This window comes from Arthrobacter citreus (assembly GCF_038405225.1).
Taxonomy (GTDB): Bacteria; Actinomycetota; Actinomycetes; order Actinomycetales; family Micrococcaceae; genus Arthrobacter_B; species Arthrobacter_B citreus_A.
In genome coordinates, this window is the sequence record NZ_CP151657.1 from 553,733 (window position 1) to 574,238 (window position 20,506).

The 20,506-nt window shown below is 64.6% G+C and carries 23 protein-coding genes; 19 read left to right on the forward strand and 4 right to left on the reverse strand.

Annotation, left to right across the window (positions count from 1 at the left end):
• Positions 1-38 precede the first annotated feature (38 nt).
• Positions 39-2,003 carry a DUF6541 family protein gene (locus AAE021_RS02600; protein WP_342024111.1) on the reverse strand — a complete coding sequence of 655 codons (1,965 nt, stop codon included), beginning with the start codon at positions 2,001-2,003 and terminating at the stop codon, positions 39-41.
• 349 nt (positions 2,004-2,352) lie between these two features.
• Here AAE021_RS02600 and AAE021_RS02605 point away from each other — a divergent pair, with 349 nt between their 5' ends.
• From AAE021_RS02605 to AAE021_RS02615, 3 genes are all read left to right on the forward strand, one after another.
• The gene (locus tag AAE021_RS02605) at positions 2,353-3,060 is read left to right on the forward strand and encodes a glycosyltransferase family 2 protein (protein WP_342025289.1); all 708 of its coding nucleotides are present in this window, start codon (positions 2,353-2,355) and stop codon (positions 3,058-3,060) included.
• The gene (locus AAE021_RS02610) at positions 3,057-3,479 is read left to right on the forward strand and encodes a DUF2304 domain-containing protein (protein ID WP_342024112.1); all 423 of its coding nucleotides are present in this window, start codon (positions 3,057-3,059) and stop codon (positions 3,477-3,479) included. Before AAE021_RS02605 ends, AAE021_RS02610 begins: the two co-directional genes overlap by 4 nt.
• A gap of 104 nt (positions 3,480-3,583) precedes the next feature.
• On the forward strand, positions 3,584-4,570 hold the full coding sequence (locus AAE021_RS02615; RefSeq protein WP_342024113.1) for a D-alanyl-D-alanine carboxypeptidase family protein: 987 nt from the start codon (positions 3,584-3,586) through the stop codon (positions 4,568-4,570).
• 31 nt (positions 4,571-4,601) lie between these two features.
• On the opposite strand, the gene AAE021_RS02620 is transcribed toward AAE021_RS02615, so the two are convergent.
• A complete protein-coding gene (locus AAE021_RS02620) occupies positions 4,602-5,327 on the reverse strand; it encodes a glycosyltransferase (RefSeq protein WP_425362437.1) in 726 nt (241 codons plus the stop codon).
• Positions 5,328-5,570: 243 nt separating this feature from the next.
• On the opposite strand from AAE021_RS02620, the gene AAE021_RS02625 reads away from it, so the two are divergent.
• The 8 genes from AAE021_RS02625 to AAE021_RS02660 all read left to right on the forward strand — a co-directional run bounded on the left by AAE021_RS02625 (position 5,571) and on the right by AAE021_RS02660 (position 11,313).
• The gene (locus AAE021_RS02625; RefSeq protein WP_342024115.1) at positions 5,571-6,452 is read left to right on the forward strand and encodes a glycosyltransferase family A protein; all 882 of its coding nucleotides are present in this window, start codon (positions 5,571-5,573) and stop codon (positions 6,450-6,452) included.
• 246 nt (positions 6,453-6,698) lie between these two features.
• Entirely contained in the window at positions 6,699-7,925 is a 1,227-nt protein-coding gene (locus AAE021_RS02630; RefSeq protein ID WP_342024116.1) for a CpaF family protein, read from the forward strand.
• Entirely contained in the window at positions 7,922-8,776 is an 855-nt protein-coding gene (locus AAE021_RS02635) for a type II secretion system F family protein (protein ID WP_342024117.1), read from the forward strand. Before AAE021_RS02630 ends, AAE021_RS02635 begins: the two co-directional genes overlap by 4 nt.
• Positions 8,773-9,714, forward strand: a complete 942-nt coding sequence (locus AAE021_RS02640) for a type II secretion system F family protein (protein WP_342024118.1) — start codon at positions 8,773-8,775, stop codon at positions 9,712-9,714. Before AAE021_RS02635 ends, AAE021_RS02640 begins: the two co-directional genes overlap by 4 nt.
• A 25-nt stretch (positions 9,715-9,739) precedes the next feature.
• Complete coding sequence (locus AAE021_RS02645; protein WP_342024119.1) at positions 9,740-9,967, forward strand: hypothetical protein; 228 nt, start codon at positions 9,740-9,742, stop codon at positions 9,965-9,967.
• A gap of 71 nt (positions 9,968-10,038) precedes the next feature.
• The gene (locus tag AAE021_RS02650) at positions 10,039-10,389 is read left to right on the forward strand and encodes a TadE family protein (RefSeq protein WP_342025290.1); all 351 of its coding nucleotides are present in this window, start codon (positions 10,039-10,041) and stop codon (positions 10,387-10,389) included.
• Positions 10,352-10,831 carry a hypothetical protein gene (locus tag AAE021_RS02655; RefSeq protein WP_342024120.1) on the forward strand — a complete coding sequence of 160 codons (480 nt, stop codon included), beginning with the start codon at positions 10,352-10,354 and terminating at the stop codon, positions 10,829-10,831. Before AAE021_RS02650 ends, AAE021_RS02655 begins: the two co-directional genes overlap by 38 nt.
• Positions 10,828-11,313, forward strand: coding sequence for a pilus assembly protein TadG-related protein (locus AAE021_RS02660; RefSeq protein WP_342024121.1), 486 nt, complete (start codon positions 10,828-10,830; stop codon positions 11,311-11,313). The genes AAE021_RS02655 and AAE021_RS02660 overlap by 4 nt, the downstream gene beginning before the upstream one ends.
• 11 nt (positions 11,314-11,324) lie before the next feature.
• On the opposite strand, the gene AAE021_RS02665 is transcribed toward AAE021_RS02660, so the two are convergent.
• Together AAE021_RS02665 and AAE021_RS02670 are read right to left on the reverse strand one after the other, a co-directional pair.
• Positions 11,325-11,612 (reverse strand): hypothetical protein, encoded by a 288-nt coding sequence (locus AAE021_RS02665; RefSeq protein WP_342024122.1) that lies wholly within the window; start codon positions 11,610-11,612, stop codon positions 11,325-11,327.
• Between the two features lie 141 nt (positions 11,613-11,753).
• Complete coding sequence (locus AAE021_RS02670; RefSeq protein ID WP_342024123.1) at positions 11,754-12,257, reverse strand: GtrA family protein; 504 nt, start codon at positions 12,255-12,257, stop codon at positions 11,754-11,756.
• A gap of 209 nt (positions 12,258-12,466) precedes the next feature.
• Between AAE021_RS02670 and AAE021_RS02675 the strand changes: the two genes are divergently transcribed.
• The 8 genes from AAE021_RS02675 (at position 12,467) to AAE021_RS02710 (ending at position 20,457) form a co-directional block, all read left to right on the forward strand.
• Positions 12,467-14,110 carry a DUF2142 domain-containing protein gene (locus AAE021_RS02675; RefSeq protein ID WP_342024124.1) on the forward strand — a complete coding sequence of 548 codons (1,644 nt, stop codon included), beginning with the start codon at positions 12,467-12,469 and terminating at the stop codon, positions 14,108-14,110.
• Positions 14,111-14,181: 71 nt separating this feature from the next.
• Positions 14,182-15,300 (forward strand): peptide chain release factor 2, encoded by a 1,119-nt coding sequence (prfB, locus tag AAE021_RS02680; protein WP_342024125.1) that lies wholly within the window; start codon positions 14,182-14,184, stop codon positions 15,298-15,300.
• A 208-nt stretch (positions 15,301-15,508) separates the two neighbouring features.
• Positions 15,509-16,276 (forward strand): SDR family oxidoreductase, encoded by a 768-nt coding sequence (locus AAE021_RS02685; protein ID WP_342024126.1) that lies wholly within the window; start codon positions 15,509-15,511, stop codon positions 16,274-16,276.
• A 143-nt stretch (positions 16,277-16,419) separates the two neighbouring features.
• Positions 16,420-17,211, forward strand: a complete 792-nt coding sequence (ftsE, locus tag AAE021_RS02690; protein WP_342024127.1) for a cell division ATP-binding protein FtsE — start codon at positions 16,420-16,422, stop codon at positions 17,209-17,211.
• Complete coding sequence (gene ftsX, locus AAE021_RS02695; RefSeq protein WP_342024128.1) at positions 17,208-18,119, forward strand: permease-like cell division protein FtsX; 912 nt, start codon at positions 17,208-17,210, stop codon at positions 18,117-18,119. Before ftsE ends, ftsX begins: the two co-directional genes overlap by 4 nt.
• A gap of 53 nt (positions 18,120-18,172) precedes the next feature.
• Complete coding sequence (locus tag AAE021_RS02700) at positions 18,173-19,579, forward strand: peptidoglycan DD-metalloendopeptidase family protein (protein WP_342024129.1); 1,407 nt, start codon at positions 18,173-18,175, stop codon at positions 19,577-19,579.
• A gap of 42 nt (positions 19,580-19,621) precedes the next feature.
• On the forward strand, positions 19,622-20,095 hold the full coding sequence (gene smpB, locus AAE021_RS02705) for an SsrA-binding protein SmpB (RefSeq protein WP_104052511.1): 474 nt from the start codon (positions 19,622-19,624) through the stop codon (positions 20,093-20,095).
• Positions 20,095-20,457, forward strand: a complete 363-nt coding sequence (locus AAE021_RS02710) for a hypothetical protein (protein ID WP_342024130.1) — start codon at positions 20,095-20,097, stop codon at positions 20,455-20,457. The genes smpB and AAE021_RS02710 overlap by 1 nt, the downstream gene beginning before the upstream one ends.
• Positions 20,458-20,506 lie beyond the last annotated feature (49 nt).

A 20,506-nucleotide genomic window follows, 5' to 3' on the forward strand; every position in this document is an offset into this window, starting at 1 on the left:
GGACAGACGGCGCCGTTTTTCGGCTCTGGGAGGGCCTGTCAGCAGCCTACGAACTCATAAAGGCGCGCGTCCCCGACACTGCTGACAAGCCGGAAGTCATCATCGGTGTCCAGCCCTTCCAGCCCCGGGTACGGATGATCGCCGCCATGCACTTCCCGGTCGCCAAAGTCCAGGACATAGTCCACACCGGTGGCTTCCACGGCCTCGCAGACGCCAGGCGTATCTCCCGCTTCCTTCAGGCTCGCATCAATGACCGCCTGTGCCTCAGTGCTGGTGTAGAAGATGTGCTTATGCGTGGTTTCCCGGTCAGCGAGGGCGTAGGCCAGTGAACCGCCGGTCCAGGGGTTCACTGCGATAACCGCATCTTCAGGCACCAGCTCGTCCAGTTCCTCCAGCAGGGCGAGCTCATCGGTGCTCACCAGGCTCGCGTCCGGCGTGGTCATGTAATTCATCCGGGCTCTGGCGATTTCATTCTCGATGCTCTTTCCCTGGGTAAGCGGGAGCAGCAGCAGCGCCGGAAGGAAGGCCAGCACCGCGCTTGTCACGCCTGCTGCTGTCCGGGTCATTCGGCTGCGGCTGACAGCGCTTCCCAGTGACCCGGTCAGGGGCTTGAGCAGCAAATTCAGGCCCAGGACCGCGAGCGGAGCCGCGGCAAGGGGCAGCACTGCGGCGAGCCGGTGCGAGTCGTTGTACCAAACCCCGGACAGGAACATCCGGGTGTCGGAAATTGGTGTGCCGGAAGACACCGCGAAAAGGGCGACAACCACTGCCCACGCTCCGGCAACCCAGAGAAGGCGGGGCATCCGTACGCACGCGACGATGCCGGCGACCATGAGGATGCTGACGGTCCAGGCTGCAGGTGCTCCCATTGGCCCGTTCAGCAGGCTTTCCCCCACGGCCTGGGGAACGGACTGGACGGGTCCCCAGAACGCTGCTTCGGCCTCCGGACGGATAAGGGTCCACAACACGGCGACGGCAACCCAAGCGGCGGCGAACAGAAGGGTCGGAAGCAGGTAACGGAGCGCCGGCGCCTTCTGGACAGCCAAGCCGCGGATAAAGAAGACATAGGCGGAAACCAGAATCGGAAGGGACAGCGCCATGAGGGTCATGATGCCGTTGGGATGGGAAACCGCAATTCCCGGCAGTGTGAGCACCGCCAACAGCCAAGCGCGGGGCAGATCCAGCACCGTTGCCGGGGCCTGCCTCAGGATGATGGCAACCAGGGCGACCCCGGCGGGCACCATCGCCAGGGACAGCAGATTTGGATAGAGCACGCCAAAATCGAGGAGCAGGAGCGGGAAGGCAGCGAAACTTCCGGCCAGGACCCCCGCCCCCAGGACGGCAGCGGGAACCAGCCGGGCCAGCTGCCGGACGGCGAACAGCAGGCTCAACGGCCAGACGACGGCGGCGATGGCAATGCTCACAGCGCTCACACCCACGGTGAGGGGAGCGCCGGACAGCTGGACCACCAGTGCGGTCAGGGCATGCCATGCAGCCGGGTAAAAGCTCGCGGGCTGGTCCCCGGAAGTCATGCCACCCACAGTGAGCGACGACGCGTCGGCGGTTTCCATGACATAACGCACAGCGTTGAGATGGAAATTATTGTCAAATGTTTGGGAAAAGTTGTCCGGGGCACCGATGGCCCGGGCCACTTGCCGGCCGATCAGCAGGAAGGAGACCAGTGCGGCCGCGCCGTACAGCAGCTCACGGGTGAACGGGGTGCGTTGAAGGGTGCGGGGACGGAACCGGTGTTCTGCAATGGCGAAAAGTGCGGCGATGAGCAGGGCGGCAACCGTCGCGGCAATAAGGACGCCGACGTTCCAATCCGCGCCGAGGATGGAGGCTGAAATGGCTGAAATGCTGATCAGGGTAACGGAGATCAGGGGAGCGAGTGCAAGGGCATCGAAGGCACGGAGACGAAGGACCAGCCCCACTGAGATGCCGGGAACGATCAGGATCAGCAAACCGATGAGCAGTGCGGGCGTGGCGCTAAGCCAGTCCATTTAGGGCCTCCGGGACGTAGTCAATGGCCGTTGGGCCGCGTTAAATCCTAGCTCTTGGTTCCAACGTTCCTCACATTGAGGGTACTTGACCTCCCGTTTTGGCCCGGTATATACACCCTTTGCAGACACTACCTGCACACGGGCGGCCGCTGGGAACGCGCCTCAATGCGGCAGAGCACGGAGCCTGAGATACTTTAGTAAGAGATGCCTAAGGCTTCCGGTGCAAGCCGCGGGTCAACACGCTTCAAGGACTACGTAGGAGTTGGAACCACTGAGCGGGCAGAATATTCACGAAGAAGCCACGGACGGAACCCTTCCGACGGCGGTTGAGGACCGGATCCTGGTCATCATGCCGGCCTGGAACGAGTCCGAATCCGTAGGCAACACTGTGACCGAAGTCCTGGGGGCCGTAGCAGACGCCGATGTGTTGGTGGTCGATGACGGGTCCTCCGATGACACGGCGAACATCGCCGAGGCTGCCGGTGCCACAGTCCTGCGCCTGCCGTTCAACCTCGGCGTCGGTGGAGCCATGCGTGCCGGCTTCAAGTTCGCCAAGCGGCACGGCTACACGCGTGCCATCCAGGTCGATGCGGACGGACAGCATGATCCGAAGGACCTGATAAACGTGGTCGACGGACTGCAGTACGCCGACATTTCAATCGGCGCCCGATTCGCCGACAAAGGCAGCTATGAGGTCAGGGGCCCGCGGAAGTGGGCCATGGTGTTCCTGGGGTGGGCCATTTCCAGGATTGCCAAAGTGCGCCTGACGGACGTCACTTCAGGGTTCCGCGCCGCTAACGCACGGGCCATCGACCAGTACTGTGAGCATTACCCGGCGGAGTACCTGGGAGACACCATCGATTCCCTGGTGGTTGCCATTCGGTCGGGACTTACCGTTGTCCAGGTTCCGGTGGAAATGCGTCCCCGGCAGGGCGGCACCCCCAGCCACAACCCCGCCAAGGCAGCGCTTTACCTTGCGCGCAGCGGCTTTGCCCTGCTCATTGCCATGTCACGCAAGAAGACCAACGTGGGAACCGACGGGAGTTCAGCTAAATGACCACCACAATTCTGCCGTTCATACTGGCACTGGCAGTTGTTTGTTGGGTTGTGCTCCTCCTGCGCCAGCGCAAGCTCAAGGAGAAGTACGCCGTCCTGTGGGTCATCGTGGGCCTGCTCATCATCATTCTTGCCGGGTTCCCGCAGCTGCTTGGCTGGGCCTCGGAGGTGTCCGGGTTCGTCGTTCCGGCGAACCTGCTGTTCACGCTGGCCATATTCCTCGTCCTCGGTGTGTGCCTGCACCTGTCCCTCGAAATATCGGTTGTTGAGGACGAAACCAGGGCTCTGGCCGAAGAGGCCGCAATCCTGCGGAGTGCACTCGAAAAGCTGCAGGCACGCGTTGACGCCCTGCCCTCCGGACACCGGCACGGCGTTGAGCATGGCGCCGCTCCGCTCGGCGAGCACGATGACGGTGCGTAACCGCTGCTGACACCTCCCATCCCGTCAACTATGCTTATCCCGCGTGCGGCAGCCGGACAGCTGCTGCACCTGGCCGTAAGCCCGGAACGCTGCGTAGGAGAGCCATGATCCGCCATTCCCGCAGGATTGTTTCGGCGGCAGTGTGTGCGTTGATGCTGACGGCTGCAGGAATGCCGGCGGCCCACGCCGACCCTTCCGCAGCAAGCGCCATTGAGCAGGCGTACCGGCAGCTGGGCGGCGCATCGAGCGGAATCGGGTCAGCCACCGGTCCGGAAACATGCGGTCTGCGCGGCGACGGCTGTTACCGGCATTATGAGTACGGCAGTATCCACTGGTCTGCGGAAACCGGAGCCCAGCCCACCTGGGGTGCCATCCGCACCGCTTGGGCGGCGGCATCGTCCGAGAACGGTGCCCTCGGCTACCCGACGGCCCCGCCCGCCTGCACGGGTTCGGCCTGTTCCCAGCCGTTCCAGCGCGGAACAATTTCCTGGCAGGTGGGCACAGGCGCCACATCAACGCTGAGCATTGATGATCCCGCCGGCACCGCCGTCGTGGTCAACAAGGCCCGGCCCCTTGCTCCAGCCGACTATGCCCCCCGCGACCTGCAGAGCGTGGACGGGCAGCTCCTGCGCCCGGAAGCTGCTGCCGCGCTGACACGCCTCCAGGCTGCCGCCGCCGCAGACGGCGTGGGGGTCACCGCCATCAGCGGTTACCGTTCCTTTGCGGACCAGACCGGCCTGTACGCCGGTTACGAAGCCGGATACGGCACGCATCAGGCAGATACCATTTCGGCCAGGCCCGGCCACAGCGAACACCAAACAGGACTGGCCGTGGACGTCGCCTCTCCTGATGGTCTGTGCACCCTGCAGGCGTGCTTTGAGGGAACCGCTGCCGGCGCATGGGCGGCGGAGAACGCCCACCTTTTCGGCTTCATCATCCGCTATCCGTCCGATGCCACGGACATCACCGGGTATTCCTACGAACCATGGCACCTGCGTTTCGTCGGGGAGGACATTGCCGCGGGCATGGCCACAGAGGGAATCACCACGCTTGAGGAATACCTGGCCCTGCCGGCTGCCCCGCGGTATTAGTGCCGCACGCGGTCCCCTCGGGCGCAGGCCCCTACCGGGATCCGAAAGCGGGCCGGAGTCTCCGCAGCCGAAGGAGGAGGATGGCGAGGTTCTCCGCAAAAACTGCGCGTGCCCGCAGGATCGCCAGAGGCCCGCGGATCCTGGCGGGAGTCAGGTTGTTGCCGTGCAGCCGATGCAGCACCGTGTCCTCCTCCAAATAGACGATGCTGCCGGCCACATTGCCCGCCATGGCCAGGAACTGGTCATACGATTCCCGCATCCGGCCCGGGAAAGGCAAGGCGAGCTGCAGCAGGTCCGCCCGAAGGGCCATGGCACAGCCCCAGTGCAGCCGGTAACCCACCAGGATGCCCGCGATATTCGCCGCGCGGCGGCCCGAATCGGCTGACCTCAGCCGGATTTCATGGAACCGCCCGGCACCGCCCCCGAAATGGGAGCAGTTCGAAACCACCATCATCTTGTCCTGAAGCGCTTCCATCATTTGCTTGACCCGGCCCGGCAGCCAGATATCGTCCTGGTCCGACAGGAAAAGGTAGTCCCCGGTGCCCGATGCGAGCGCGCGCTCGAAAGTCTTGACGTACCCCATGTTGTGCTCGTTGGTCAGCAGCCGGATCCGTGGATCGGGGATCCCCTTGACAACGTCCGCCGTTGAGTCCGTGGAGCAGTCATCAACGATGACAATCTCGTCTCCCTCCTCCAGCTCGGGAAGGATGGAGCGGATCTGCTCCTCAATAAACAGCGATCCGTTATAGGCAGCCATGCAGACGCTTTTGCGCGCGGGGTGATCCATGGGAACGGTGCCCTTCTCTTCGCAGTCCTGGGATTCGCCCGTTCCGGGGCCGGATCCATTGCCCCATAGTGGCTGCGGCAGCCGCGCCTGTCCAGCGCCGGATACGCCGTGCCAATTTACGTGCTCCGGTGCATGAACCGGGCATGAGTGCTGGAACATCCGTCCCGACCCAGCCATAGTGTGCCGTACGGATAAAGGGGGCACTGACGAAAAATGGCAATCGATGTCGTACTTCCCTATTACGGTGACGTGGACCTGATGAAGCTGGCCGCGCAGAGCGTCATGAACCAGCAGTACCGGGAATGGCGCCTGGCCGTCATCGACGACGGGTACCCGAGCCCGGAGCCTGAGCGGTGGTTCGCGGCGATCAATGATCCCCGGGTGAGTTACCGGAAGAACGAGAGGAATCTGGGCGCAAACGGAAACTACCGCAGGGCCCTTGAGCTCGTTGAAGCACCGATCGTCGTCATCATGGGGGCCGATGACGTGATGCTCCCGAATTATCTGCAGCTGGTGGCTGCTGTTTTCGCGGCACATCCGGACGTCTCGGTGGTCCAGCCCGGCGTGCAGGTCATCGATGAAGCGGGCCGGGCATGCTGGCCGCTGACCGATCTGGTGAAAAAACTTTACGCGCCCCGGGGGCGGGAACGGCAGATCCTCCGCGGGGAGGACATGGCGACAAGCCTGATCCGGGCTGATTGGGCGTATTTTCCGTCGCTGGCCTGGCGGTCGGACGTCATTACCAGGATTGGCTTCACCCCCGGCCTGGACGTCGTCCAGGATCTGGCCCTGCTGATGGATATTGCGGCGGAGGGCGGGGCCATCGCGGTGGAGCCGGAACTGGCGTTTCTGTACCGGCGCCACTCCGCCTCGGATTCCTCGGTGCGTGCCCTGGACGGACGCCGCTTTGATGAGGAACGCGCGTATTTCAGGTCCCAGGCTGAACGGTTCGCCCGGCTTGGCTGGACGTCGGCGGCGCGCGCCGCCCGACTGCACAGTACCTCCCGGCTGAACGCGGCCACCCTGATGGCCCGCTCGCTGGCCCGCGGCAAGACGAATTCCCTGCCGCGGCTGGCCAGACACGTCATCGGCTAGCTCCCGTCCGGCCACTTCGGCCACTCCGGCTCCACAAAGGTGGGACAAAATGCCCACGTCGGCCGCACTACTGGTTCCGCGGCGGCCCGCCGCGGGTACCGCTACCCGGTTATCCACAACTCCGGGGCTACCCTCGCCAAAGACAGCCGGTACTCCTAGTCTGTTCGCCGTGGCCGCAAAAGGGCCGCGCAGTCTCGCGGTAGGACGGTTCAGCCGTTCCTGTCGTGCTGAACCGGGGGAACAGCAATGGATGCCGTTGCAATTGTGGAAGACGAGGTCCGGGAGCTCATCCGCGTCCGCGGCCTGGATCCAGGGAGCCAGCTCGCGGAAGTCCGCCGGCTGGTTGCGGAGGCGGTCACTGATTACGACGAGCGCTCCCTCCTGGGGCAGCTGCCGCCACTGGGCGTCCTTGAACAAGCGCGCCGCCGCGTCTTTGACGCCGTGGCCGGATTCGGCGCCCTGCAACCGCTGCTCGATGACCCCACGGTCGAGGAAGTTTGGATCAATTCGCCCACCGAGATCTACGCTGCCCGCGACGGGCGGTCCGAGCTGACCTCACTGGTCCTGTCCTCGGACCAGGTGCGGGACTTGGTGGAACGGATGCTGAAGAGCTCCGGCCGCCGCCTGGATCTGTCCTCGCCCTTCGTTGATGCGTCGCTTCCGGACGGGTCGCGGCTGCACGTGGTCATTCCTGACATTACCCGGCGCCACTGGGCGGTGAATATCCGAAAGTTCATTGCCCGTGCCAGCAGGCTGGAGCACCTGGTGGAGCTGGGAACCCTGACCCCGCAGGCCGCCAGGTTCCTGGGCGCAGCCGTTGCCAGCGGCCTGAACGTCCTGGTTTCCGGAGCCACCCAGGCCGGCAAGACCACCATGCTGAACTGCTTGGGCGCATCGATCGGTGCGCGGGAACGGGTGGTCACCGTCGAGGAGATCTTCGAACTGCAGCTGCCGCTGCGCGACGTGGTGGGGCTGCAGTGCCGGCAGTCGAACCTCGAGGGCATGGGGGAAATACCGATGCGGCGGCTGGTCAAGGAGGCGCTGCGCATGCGCCCGGACCGGCTGATCGTGGGCGAGGTCAGGGAGGCGGAGAGCCTGGACATGCTGATAGCCCTGAACTCGGGTTTGCCGGGCATGTGCAGCGTGCACGCCAACAGCGCCCATGACGCCGTCACAAAAATCTGCACCCTTCCCCTGTTGGCCGGCGACAACATTTCCAGTGCCTTTGTGGTTCCCACTGTTGCTTCCTGCATCGACCTGGTGATCCACTGCGCCCGGAATGCCGCGGGCAAACGGCAGGTGATGGAAATTATGGCCCTGGGCAGCCGGGTCGAAAACGGGATCATCGAATCCTCGTCCATCTTCCAGCGTACGGACGGGCGCCTTGAAGTCACTGCCGCCTCCATGCCGGCGCCTGAAAAGTTCGCCCGCGCCGGATTCAATGTGGCTGAGCTTCTTGAGGTGCAGCCGTGAGCGCCGCCGCGGGGCTCGTCTTGGGGCTCGGACTGTTCCTGATCTGGCGGTCCTGCTGGGTGGTGCCGCCGGCTGCCGCCCGCAGGCCGCGCACCAGCCGGCTGGAGGACGAACTGCTGCAGGCCGGGATCCAGCGGGTAACTCCGCGCGCCGTCGTTGCCGCCAGCGTCGCTGCGGGACTCCTGGTCGCGGTGCTGGTTCTCGCCGGGACGGGCGCCGTGCCGGTGGCTGCCTGTTTCGGTCTTTTTGCCTCCGGTGTTCCGCTGGTCCTGGTTCGGTGGCAGGCCCGCAAGCAGCGCAGCTCACGGGCCGAGCTGTGGCCTGATGCGGTGGACCACCTGCGCTCCGCCATCCGGGCAGGGCTGTCCCTGCCCGAGGCACTGATCCAGCTCGGCGAAAACGGACCGCAGGAGCTGCGGCCGCCGTTTCGAGAATTTGCCGCCGATTACCGGGCGGGCGGCCAGTTCGACTCCGCCCTGACGCGGCTGAAAGCCAATTTGGCGGACCCCGTGGCCGACCGAATCGTTGAAGCGCTGCGTCTGACCCGCGAGGTCGGGGGATCGGACCTGGGCCGGCTGCTGGGCACGCTCAACCAGTTCCTTCGGGACAACGCGCGGACCCGCAGCGAACTGCTGGCCCGCCAGTCCTGGACCGTCAACGCGGCCCGTCTGGCCGTCGCCGCCCCGTGGATTGTCCTGATGCTGCTGGCCACCCGGCCTGAAGCGATCAGCGCCTACAACTCCGCGGCCGGAGCAACGGTGCTGGTGGGCGGGATCGTGGTGTCGGTCCTTTGCTACCGGCTGATGCTGCGCATCGGAGCCCTGCCGGAAGAGGAACGGGTGCTCAGATGACATCGCCGTGGTTTCTTGCCGTCATCTGCGGCCTTGCCTTGGGTTCCTCAGCATGGTTCGCTGCTCTCCGGCTGCCGCCGCTGCGCCCGGTCACCTTCAGCGAACGCATCGGACCGCAGCTGCGCACCGGCGGTCACGGCTCGAGGCTGCTTACAACGGCTGCGGACGATCTCACACCGTTCGGGCCGCTGGAACGCATCCTGCGGCCGGCCCTTCATCTGGCCGTCCGGCGGCTGAACAGGCTCAACCCTGTCACCCGTGATCTGGAACGCCGGCTTGCGCGCGCCGGGAGGAACATGACCGTCCTGGATTACCGGGCCGAGCAGGTTCTCTGGACCGGTGGCGGCTTCCTCGCCGGCGGCACGGTGACCGTGTGGCTGGCCAGCATGGAGAGAACGGGTGCCGCCGGAGTCATCGCAGGCACCATCCTCGGGGCAGTCCTGGGGTTCGTGCTCAGGGACTACCGGCTGAGCTCCCAGATCAAGAACCGTGAAATGCGGATGCTGGCCGAATTTCCCAGCCTCGCCGAAATGATGGCGCTCGCAGTGGGTGCCGGAGAAAGCGCCAACGGCGCCCTCGAACGCATCGCCCGGACCGCGCACGGCGAACTTGCCGGAGAGTTTGGGCGCATCCTCACCGAAACGCGCTCCGGCATACCCCTCACGAACGCACTGCAGCACTTTTCGGACCGGGTCCGCCTGGCGCCGCTGTCCCGGTTTGTCGACGGACTCACGGTGGCCATTGAACGGGGCACTCCCTTGGCAGATGTCATGCGTGCCCAGTCCCAGGACGTCCGCGACCTGGCTAAACGCGACCTGATGGAAAGCGCCGGCAAGAAGGAAATCGCCATGATGATCCCCCTTGTTTTCGGTGTCCTTCCCCTGACGGTGCTCTTCTCGATTTTTCCCGGCATATCCCTGCTGGGGATTGGACTCTAGGACCCTCCAATGAAAGGAACTTCCCATGCGCATTCTCCACGCACCGCAACAGCTCCTGCTTCTGCTCGGCACCGCGCTGCTCATTCGGCTGACCCAAACAGTGCAGGACGGAGACCGGGAACGCGGCGACGTCCCCGGCTGGGTCATGATCACCCTGATGTCGGCCTCGCTTGTCGCACTCATCATGGTCCTGGCACAGGACGCCCTCGAGGCTATGTTCCGGTCCGCCATGGAGAAGGTAAACAACCCCTGACAGTACGCAGACGCACCGCCGGGCACGCCGCGGACGGGCGGGACGCAGGCTCGGCGGTGGTGGATTTTGTCATGGTGGGAGCGCTGGTCACCCTGCTCTTCCTGTCCATCCTTCAGCTGGCGCTCGTGCTGCATGTGCGCAACACCCTGATTGACGCCGCCGCGTCCGGTGCCCGGTACGGAACCCTTGCGGACCGGACACCAGCCGACGGCGCTGAACGCACGGCCGAGCTCATCCGGGTTGCACTCAATGACGCGTGGGCCGAGGACGTCAGTTACGCGGAAACCACGGAGGGCGGGGTCCGGATGCTCCGGGTCACGGTGCGGGCGCCCCTTCCGGTGCTGGGGTTCCTCGGACCCAGCGGTGGCTTGGAGGTGAGCGGGCATGGGGTCTTCGGATACGACACCGCCGGTTCCGGCTGACGCCGCGGCAGCGGGAGGCACGGCTGAGCCCGCCGGCCGCGACACCGGCAGTGCAATGGTGGAGTTTATCTTCCTGGGCCTGCTGCTGCTGGTGCCCGTCATCTACCTCATCGTGACGGCGGGCCAGGTGCAGGGGGCCGCCTTCGCCGCAGCCGGCGCCGCAGAGTCGGCGGCGAAGGTTTATGTGGCTGCCGGTGACCCCGCCGCGGGAGAACAGCAGGCGAAACTGGCCGCCGAGCTGGCGTTCACCGATTTTGGGTTTGAGCCGGGGGATGTGCTGCTGGACATCTCCTGTTCGGCGGAGTGCCTCGCCCCCGGCTCCACAGCCACTGCGCTGGTGAGTTTCGACGTGCCGCTGCCGCTGGGGTCCGGTTTGGGCATGGACTTCGCGCCCGTTACGGTTGACGCCGCGTCCACCCAGATTGTGGAGCGCTACGGATGAGCGCCGGCACGCCTGCCGCTTCGCTGCGCGTCCGCCTGCGCACCGGAGCCAGCGGCGAAGAGGGACAAGTGGGGGTTCTCATCCTCGGATATCTGCTGGTAAGCCTGCTGACGCTCACCGTGGTGATGGGAGCCTCGGCACTGTATCTGGGCCATAAAAAACTGCTGTCGACGGCGGATGGAGCTGCGCTTGCCGCGGCGGACACGTTCTCGCTGGGCCCTTCGGGGAACCCGTCAGGGGGACCGGCGGCGGTGCTGTCTCCCGCAGCGGTCCAGCTGGAAGTTGACCGGTACCTCGCCGCAACCAGTGCTGTGGACCGGCTGCCGGGACTGGCCGTCGCCGCCGAAACCGGAACGGCGGACGGCCGCACCGCCCGGGTGGTGCTGACCGGCGTCGTGCATCCGCCACTGGTGAACTTTCTGGTGCCCGACGGAATCCCGATTACCGCCGTCGCCGAGGCCCGGGCACGGCTAAGCCAATAGGCATGGCGGGCTCAGGATGCCTTGGCATGCTCCTGCACGGCAGCGGGTGGATGCGCCCAGCCGTCGTGGTCGATCTCCAGCAGTCCGCCGTCGTCGCCGTAGCACAGCGTGGCAGGCTCTCCAAAGAGTTCGCAATCCGGATCGGGGCAGCGGTCCTTGACGGAGGCCCTGTACTCGTTGGAAAAGTGCAGGTCCCACTCGTCGGTCTTGGTCATGGCCCAGGCGTCGCCCTCGGCCGCAAGGGCTTCGAGCTCCTCGATCGAGTATTTGCGCCCGGATTCCGGGTGGCGGACGGGCACGGGGGCTGGTGCACCTTCAGCTTTCCGACTGTTCAGCAACGTTTCCTCCTGCGGTTCTTTCGGAACGGCTCACTGACAGAACCAAGATACGTCCGAAGGGGCGGAAACCGGGAAACGACAGGCCGACGTGTGGACTGCCTCTCAGCGGAGGCGGTCGGCCTCATTCTCAAATTCAGGATCGGCCGCAGCCGGGGGAGCTGGCAGCGCCGGGGCGGGTTCCGCCGGCTTGGCGCTGGGAAAGATCCAGTACTTGTAGATAAAGAAGTTCCACACCATGGTCGAGATGGTCGAAACCACCTTGCCGGTTGCGTACGTCAAGTCCGTGCCGGCGAAGAAGAGCACGATGAGGTCCGTGGCAAAGATGTTGAACACCACGAGGATGCCGTACTTTACTGCGCTCACATGGCTCTTGTTCGTGGCCTGGAACGTGTAGCGGCGCTGCAGCAGAAAATTGAAGATGAGGCTCGTGATGAACGCCACCGGTGTGGCAATCCACAATTCAACGCCGGCGATCTCGTGCAGGGCCATGAGCAGACCCAGGTCGATGGCGAACGACAAGGCGCCGACGATGAGGAACCTGATGACGCGGCGCTGCAGGAAAACCGATACCGTCTCCCTGATCTTGCGCGTTCTGCTTTGGGCCATTGGATCTTTCGGGTTGCTGAGCTAGAGAACCTGCCCCGGGCAACAACCGCCGCAGCGCACTCAAGAGGTGGACTAAGACTAGCGCCTGCTCCCGGCTTTGCTGAACTGAAAGAGCAGCGGGACCGGACAAGTAGACTGGGCGTATCTGCGGCATCGGCTCCCGGCCGGCCGGTCGGCCCGACACCCTGACGAAGTAGGACACTGACGAAATGAACGTGCTGAACCGCCGCGCCCGCTCCCGGCCCACCGCCGGGAAGCTCTTTCTCCCCGCGGCATTTCTTATCCTGGCTGCCTTGTCTACGCTGTGGTCGCTGGCCTCACCCCTCATGGCCGTTCCGGATGAACCGGCGCACGCCATCAAGGCCGCCTCGGTGGTCCGCGGTGAACTCATGGGCGAATCCGCCGGCGGCCAGGGAGACCGGGCAACCGTCCAGGTTCCCGGCTACATTGCCGACCTCCCGGCACAGGCCTGCCACGCCTATGACGGCCGGATCACGGCCGACTGCGCGCCGGTCGTCAACGCTGACGACACTGAACTCACTGAGGCGGAAACCAGCGCCGGCAACTACAACCCGATGTACTACTTCATGGTGGGATGGCCGTCCCTGCTGATGTCTGGCGCGCCGGCCGTTTATGCCATGCGGATTGTCAGCGGGCTCATCGGTGCCGCTTTCCTGGCCGTTTCCCTGGGGGCGGCCTGGCGGCTGCGCAGCCCCCGCTGGCCCACGGTGGCAGCCATGGGTGCGCTCACCCCGATGGTGCTGTTCCTGAACGGGTCGATCAACCCGAATGCCCTGGAAATCGTCACTGCGGCGGCCGTATTCCTGAACCTGTGCGTTGTGCTGGAGAACACGGAAGCCCTCCGCACCGTGCGGTCCAACATTGTCCTGGTCGGAATTTCCGGGGCTGTCCTGGCCAACACCCGTTCCCTGTCGCTGGTCTGGCTGGCCATGGCCGCCGTCGTTCCCCTGATCATCTATGGCTGGAAGCCGCTGGCGGCAGTCGTCAGGAACCGGCTGGCCCTTGCCATGACTGCCCTTATCGGCGCGGGCTGCGCCGCCGGCCTTTTGTGGGTCCTGCAGGCGGAAAGCCTGAAGAGCCTGACCGGAACCCCCATCGACATGGACCGCAGCGACGCGGCACAGATCATGCTGGACCGAACCTTCGACTACGTCTCGGGCTACATCGGTTACCTGGGGTGGCTGGACACCCCGCTGCCGATGGGGGTCTACATCTTCTGGCACTTCGTCATGGGTGCCCTCGTCCTGATGGGGCTTGCCGCGCCGAGGCTGCGTGACCGGATGGCCGTTGTGCTGATGGCAGCGGCAGTAATCGTGCTCCCTCCCATCCTGCAGGCCCAGGTCATCCAGCAGCTGGGCTGGATCTGGCAGGGCCGGTATCTGCTCGCCGTGGTGGTCCTGCTCCTTTTAACCTGCGGCATGGCCTTCCGGACCGTGGCCTTCCCCTCAGGCGCCGTCGCCCGCCGCGCGGGCGGCTGGCTGCTCGCCGGTGCTGCAGCGGCCCACCTCTACGCCTTCGTCTACACCCTGAGGCGTTACACAGTGGGACTGGAGGAAGACATCCGCTGGCCGGGAATGCTGGAGGACGTGTGGCAGCCGCCCTTCACCTGGCCGGTGCTGGTTGTCCTGTACTTCCTGGTGCTGGCAACAGCTGCAGTGCTTGCCCACAAGGCTCTCTTCGCCCGCGTGCCCGGTGCCGCCGGACACCTGCCCGGGCCGGCGCCTCAGGATCCAGTCTCCGAAAAGCAGGCGGAACCGGTTGAATCGACGGAACCGGAGGCACCCGACGCCGCGGTGATGCAGCCGTCGGGAACGGCACGGCACCGCGGATGACCAGTGGGCGCCCCGGGCGGGATTTCGCCGGACAGCGGCGCCCACTGCTCATGGCGTAGGCTGTAATAACCATGGCTGAAATCGATTTTCCCGCGGAGATCCGCGCCCTCAGGTCCACCTTTGCGTCCATCGAGCAGGTCTCGGATGTGGCGGCAATCAAGGAGGACATCGCAGAGCTGAGCGAAATGGCCGGGGTTCCCGACCTTTGGGATGACCCCTCGGAGGCGCAGAAAATCACCTCCAAACTCTCGCACCGGCAGACGGCGCTGGAGCGGCTGGAGAAGCTGGAATCCCGCATCGACGACCTTGAGGTGCTCGTGGAGCTGGCCCAGGATGAGGCTGACGCCGAGTCCAAGGCCGAGGCCGCCGTCGAACTGGAATCCCTGCGCAAGTCCCTGTCCCAGCTGGAGGTGGTCACGCTGCTCTCCGGTGAGTACGACGAGCGCGAGGCCGTCGTGACCATCCGCTCCGGCGCCGGGGGAGTGGACGCCGCCGACTTCGCCGAAATGCTGCTGCGCATGTATCTGCGCTGGGCTGAACGCCACGGATATCCCACCACCGTTCTGGACACCTCTTACGCCGAAGAGGCCGGCTTGAAGTCAGCCACCTTTGAAGTCAAGGCTCCCTATGCGTACGGCACCCTGGTGGTGGAGGCCGGCACGCACCGCCTGGTCCGCATCAGCCCGTTCGACAACCAGGGCCGCCGCCAGACGTCCTTTGCCGCCGTCGAAGTCATTCCCCTGATTGAGCCGACGGACCACATCGACATCCCCGACAATGACATCCGGGTTGATGTGTTCCGTTCCTCCGGCCCGGGCGGGCAGTCAGTGAACACCACCGACTCCGCCGTGCGCCTGACCCACCTTCCCACCGGCACGGTGGTCTCCATGCAGAACGAAAAGTCCCAGCTGCAGAACCGGGCCGCCGCCATGCGTGTTCTGCAGTCGCGCCTGCTGCTGCTGAAGAAGGAGCAGGAGGACGCCGAAAAGAAGGCCTTCGCCGGTGACGTGAAGGCGTCCTGGGGGGACCAGATGCGCTCCTACGTGCTGAATCCATACCAAATGGTCAAGGACCTGCGCACCGAACACGAGGTGGGCAACACCTCGGCGGTGTTCGACGGCGAAATTGACGACTTCATCGACGCCGGCATCCGCTGGCGGGCCAACGGCAGCGTGTCTGCCCGCAAATAGCCCTTTCTACGTGTGAACGGCCCGGAGCTTCCCTGAAGCTCCGGGCCGTTCCGTTTCTCACCGGTGTTTCCCTCCAGGCCCGGTTCGCCGCCGCCGCCGTCGACGGCCTTGCGGGCATTGAGGTTTAGTGACCCGGGCCGTAGGTTTTCCCTCGAGAAGGTGCACCGAACACGGGATGGCGCGGACGCGCCGGTGAAGGAGCTGGGCCATGATCGTTCCGGGAGCTGCCGGAGAAGACCTCAGCGGAAAGTCGGTGCTCGTCACCGGTGGAGGGAGCGGCATCGGTGAGGCCTGCGCCCGGAAATTCGCGGACCTTGGCGCTAAGGTCACGGTCGCCGACGTCAACGGGCAGGCGGCGGAGCGGGTTGCTTCCCTGACCGGCGGTGAAGCCTGGGTGGTGGACCTCAGCGACACGCGTGCCCTGGAGGAGCTGTCCCTGGACACGGACATCCTCATCAACAATGCGGGGATCCAGCGGATCAACCCGATCCAGGATTATGATCCGGACACTTTCCGGCTGGTCCACCGGCTCATGGTGGAGTCCCCGTTCCTGCTGATCCGGGCCGTCCTGCCGGGGATGTACCAGCGGGGGTTCGGCAGGATCATCAACATTTCCAGTGTGCACGGACTCCGGGCGTCCGCGTTCAAGAGCGCCTACGTCAGCGCCAAACATGCCCTGGAAGGGCTGTCCAAGGTTGCCGCCCTGGAAGGCGGCCCCCACGGCGTCACCTCCAACTGCATCAGCCCCGCCTACGTGCGGACCCCGCTGGTCGAAGCGCAGATTGCGGACCAGGCCCGGATCCATTCCATCCCGGAGGATGAGGTTGTGGCCTCGGTGATGCTCACTGAGTCCGCCGTCAAGCGCCTGGTGGAACCCGGGGAAGTTGCGTCGCTTGCCGCCTGGCTTGCGGGGCCCGACGCCGGGATGGTCACCGGTGCTTCCTACCCCATGGACGGCGGGTGGAGCGCCGGATGACCACGGAGCCATTGGATGGCGCTTCCGACACACCGGCCGGAATCTGTAAGTTCGGGTAGAACCGCCGATATAGTCGAACAGCCGGCGCCCTTATCCCAAACCAAGGCCCGTCTTCCGGCCGCACTGATGGGCGCTAAGCAGACATGATCACTTTCGACAACGTCACCAAGGTCTATGACCGCAACTCCAGGCCTGCCCTGAACTCCGTGAACCTCGAGGTGGACCGCGGCGAGTTCGTATTCCTCGTCGGAGCTTCCGGATCGGGTAAATCCACTTTCATCCGGCTGATCCTCAAGGAGGAGCACGCGTCCCGCGGGACCGTGTACGTTGCCGGGTCGAACGTCGCCAAGATCCCGAGCTGGCGCGTGCCGCGCCTGCGCCGCGGCATCGGCGTCGTGTTCCAGGATTTCCGCCTGTTGCCAAACAAGACCGTCTTTGCCAACGTGGCGTTCGCCATGCAGGTGATCGGCCGCAGCCGCGCCGTCATCCGCGACTCAGTGCCCGAAGTCCTCAAGACCGTGGGGCTGGAGGGCAAGGACAACCGGCTGCCCCATGAGCTTTCCGGCGGTGAGCAGCAGCGCGTCGCAATTGCGCGCGCCATCGTCAACAAGCCGGGGATCCTCCTCGCCGACGAGCCCACCGGAAACCTGGACCCCACCACATCGCTTGGCATCATGAAGGTCCTGGACCGGATCAACCAGAACGGCACCACCGTGGTCATGGCCACGCACGACGACGACATCGTCAACGCGATGCGCAAGCGGGTGGTGGAGCTGCACCACGGCAAGATCGTGCGTGATGAACGCGAAGGCATCTACCTTGGCGCACCGCAGACCCAGCAGGGGAGCATTGTCCAGGCGGACACCGGGTCGGTGAACGGCGGCGCTGAAGCTGCCGGACCCAACGGCTCCGCGGGATCGGAGGCCTCGAAATGAGGCTGGCATTTGTTCTTGGCGAGATCGGGTCAGGCATCCGCAGGAACCTGTCCATGGTGGTCTCGGTCATTCTTGTGACGTTCGTGTCTTTGACCTTCGTTGGCGCGGCCGGGTTGCTCCAGCTGCAGATCGGCCAGATGAAGGGGTACTGGTATGACAAGGTGCAGGTTGCCGTCTTCCTGTGCGTTGATTCCTCCACCACTCCGTCCTGCGCTTCCGGCCCGGTAACTGATGAACAGCGCACGGCCATCGAAGAGCAGCTCGAATCACCGGCCTTTTCGCAGTATGTCGCCTCAGTGGCGTACGAAGACCAGACGACTGCGCTGAGCCACTTCCGGGATCAGTTCGCCAATTCGCCGCTGGTGGACTCGGTGACGGCCGACCAGCTGCCGGAGTCCTTCCGCGTTTCCCTGGTGGATCCGGAAAAATACGAGGTCATTAACGAAGCGTTTTCCTCGATGCCCGGAGTGGAAACCGTGAGTGACCAGCGCGAACTCCTGGAGAAGGTCTTCTCCTTTATGAACATGGCTTCATTGATTGCGCTGATAATTGCCGGCGTGATGCTGGTGTGCGCCATTCTGCTGATTGCCACCACTATCCGGCTGTCCGCCTTTAGCCGGCGCCGGGAAACAGGCATCATGCGCCTGGTCGGAGCGTCCAAGGCGGTGATCCAGCTGCCGTTCGTCCTGGAAGGCGTGATAGCCGCAGTCATCGGTGCCGTACTGGCATCGGGTACGCTGTGGGCAGTGGCTCACTTTTTCATCGGGGCCCTGGCCAAGGCCTATCCCGCAACCGCGTTTATCAGCGCCCAGCAGGTACTGGTGCTGAGCCCGGTCCTCTTGGTAGTTGGTGCCCTTTTGGCAGGCATTTCGTCTCTGCTGACCCTGCGCAGGTACCTAAAGGTTTAGAGTGTTGCAAAATCGTAAAAGAAAGCTGACAAACTCAATGGACGGTTCCATCAATGCTTAGCGCACCTTCACGGCAGCCGCTGAAGCCTGCCCTGCGCAAGACGACGATTGGCGTGGTTGCTTCGGCGATGCTCACGCTGACCCTTGCGTTCAGTGGAACCGCCGCCGCTGACGAACTCGACGACCGCAAAGCGGCCATCGAGAGCGAGCAGCAGAAGGTGCAGGAAACGTACGAGTACCTCGACGCTGAAACGAGCCGGAAAGTCGCTGAGCTGGCGATCTACCAGCAGCAGCTTCCCGGGGCGCAGCAGGCCCTGACCGATGCCGAGGGGCGGGTCTCCGCCGCTGCCGGAAAGGTCGCGGCACTGACCGACCGGGTGGCGCTGGCGCAGGAAACGCGCAACACCATCACGGCTCAGATTGAGCAGGACCAGGCTGCCATGGATGACACGCAGGCGGTGATCGGACAAATCGCTGCACAGGCCTACAAGAGCGGCGGAGTGCCCTCAAGTTTCTCGCTGATCCTGGGCGCCGAGGGAGCGGAAAGCCTCACCGACTCCATGGGATTGGCGGAGCAGGTCCTCCGGGGCCAGAACGCCGCCATGCAGGAGCTGTCCCAGCAAAGCGCCACCAACGTCAACTCCGAAGCCCGGCTTGCGGCCGTGGAGGAAGAGATTGCCAGCCTCAAGGAGCAGGCCGAGGCGGCCCTGATGCTGGAACAGGAGGCCCGCGACGCCGCGGCCGCTGAAAAAGCCAAGGTTGATTCCCTGATCGAGCAGACCGCCGCCGCCAACGCGGCGCTGGAAGCACGCAAGCCCGTCATCCAGGCACAGCTTGCATCGCTGGAAACAGCGAAAGCCAAGGCAACGGCCGATATTGCTGAACGCCAGCGCGCCCTCCTGGAGAAGGCACGCAAGGAAGAGGAAGCCCGGATCGCCGAGGCGAACCGCCGCGCCGCCGAAGAAGCGGCACGCAACAACCGGCCCACTCCGCCGCCGGAAGTGCCGGAAACAAAACCCACCAACCCCTCCGCTTTTGGCCTGAGCCTCCCCGTGCAGGCTCCCATCTCCTCCGGCTTCGGCTGGCGCGCCACCCCTCCGGGAAGCATCGACTTCTTCGGCACCGGCGGATACCTGCACTCGGGCATCGACTTCGCAGCCAGCTGTGGAACTCCCGTCTACGCTCCAACAGCGGGCGAGGTCTATCGCGCCGATCAGGGCCAGCCAGACGGCATGATCGGCACCGGCAACCGCGTGGTGCTCGACCACGGCGTCGTCGGCAACGCTGCCCTTGCGACCAACTACTATCACCTGACCAGCTTTGTGGTCTCCGTTGGCCAGTGGGTCAATGCGGGCCAGCTCATCGGTTACGTCGGGACCACCGGCAACTCCACCGGATGCCACCTCCACTTTGAGACGGTGCTGAACGGTGCCCTGGTTGACCCGATGGGCCTGCTGTAGGCCTACAATAGAGTTTTCCGTTCATCGAAAAGGAGTTGCACCGTGCCTAAAGAAAGTGGCCGTAAGGTAGTGGCCACCAACCGCAAGGCCCGGCACAATTACGAAATCCTCGACACCTATGAAGCCGGGATGGTTTTGATGGGCACCGAGGTGAAGTCGCTGCGTGAGGGCCGGGCGTCCCTGGTGGATGGTTTCGGCACGTTCTACAACGATGAACTCTGGCTCGAGGCGGCGTACATTCCCGAGTACCTCAACGGCAGCTGGACCAACCATTCCGCCCGCCGGCGCCGGAAGCTGCTGCTGCACCGGGAGCAGCTGGACAAGATCATGCAGAAGACCCGGGAATCCGGTTTCACCATTGTCCCCCTTCAGCTGTATTTCCTGGACGGACGGGCCAAAGTGGAGATCGCGGTGGCCCGGGGCAAGCGCGACTACGACAAGCGCCAGACCCTTCGGGAGAAGCAGGACAACCGGGAAGCCCTGCGGGACATGCGGGAGAAAAACCGGGGCGCCTGATGAGCGGCACCTTCTGGGCACTGCAGTCCGAGGAAGAAACCCCCGAGCATAAGGTCCGGACCCCGTTGTGGGCCTGGATTGTCACCATCATTGATGTGCTGATTGTGCTGTCGGTAATTCCTGTCGTCATCCTGGTGATTGTTCCTTTTTTCTTCGTTTATTACGTTTACCTGGCCTCCCTGCTGGTGTGGATTGCCCCGGCGCTGATTGCGGCCAACGTGGCCCTCTTTATCTGGGCCCTCCGGCGCAGGGCGGCAGGGAACGCGGCACTGAGCATCCTTGGAGTGTTCTTTGCCGTGATCTCCTGGGTGGTCCTGAAGCTGTGGGAAATGCCGATCATCATCTTCGGCATCCCTTTCTAACGGTCTGCCATGGCCCCGGCGCCGCGTCAGCTGCGCTCCTCCTTCCGGT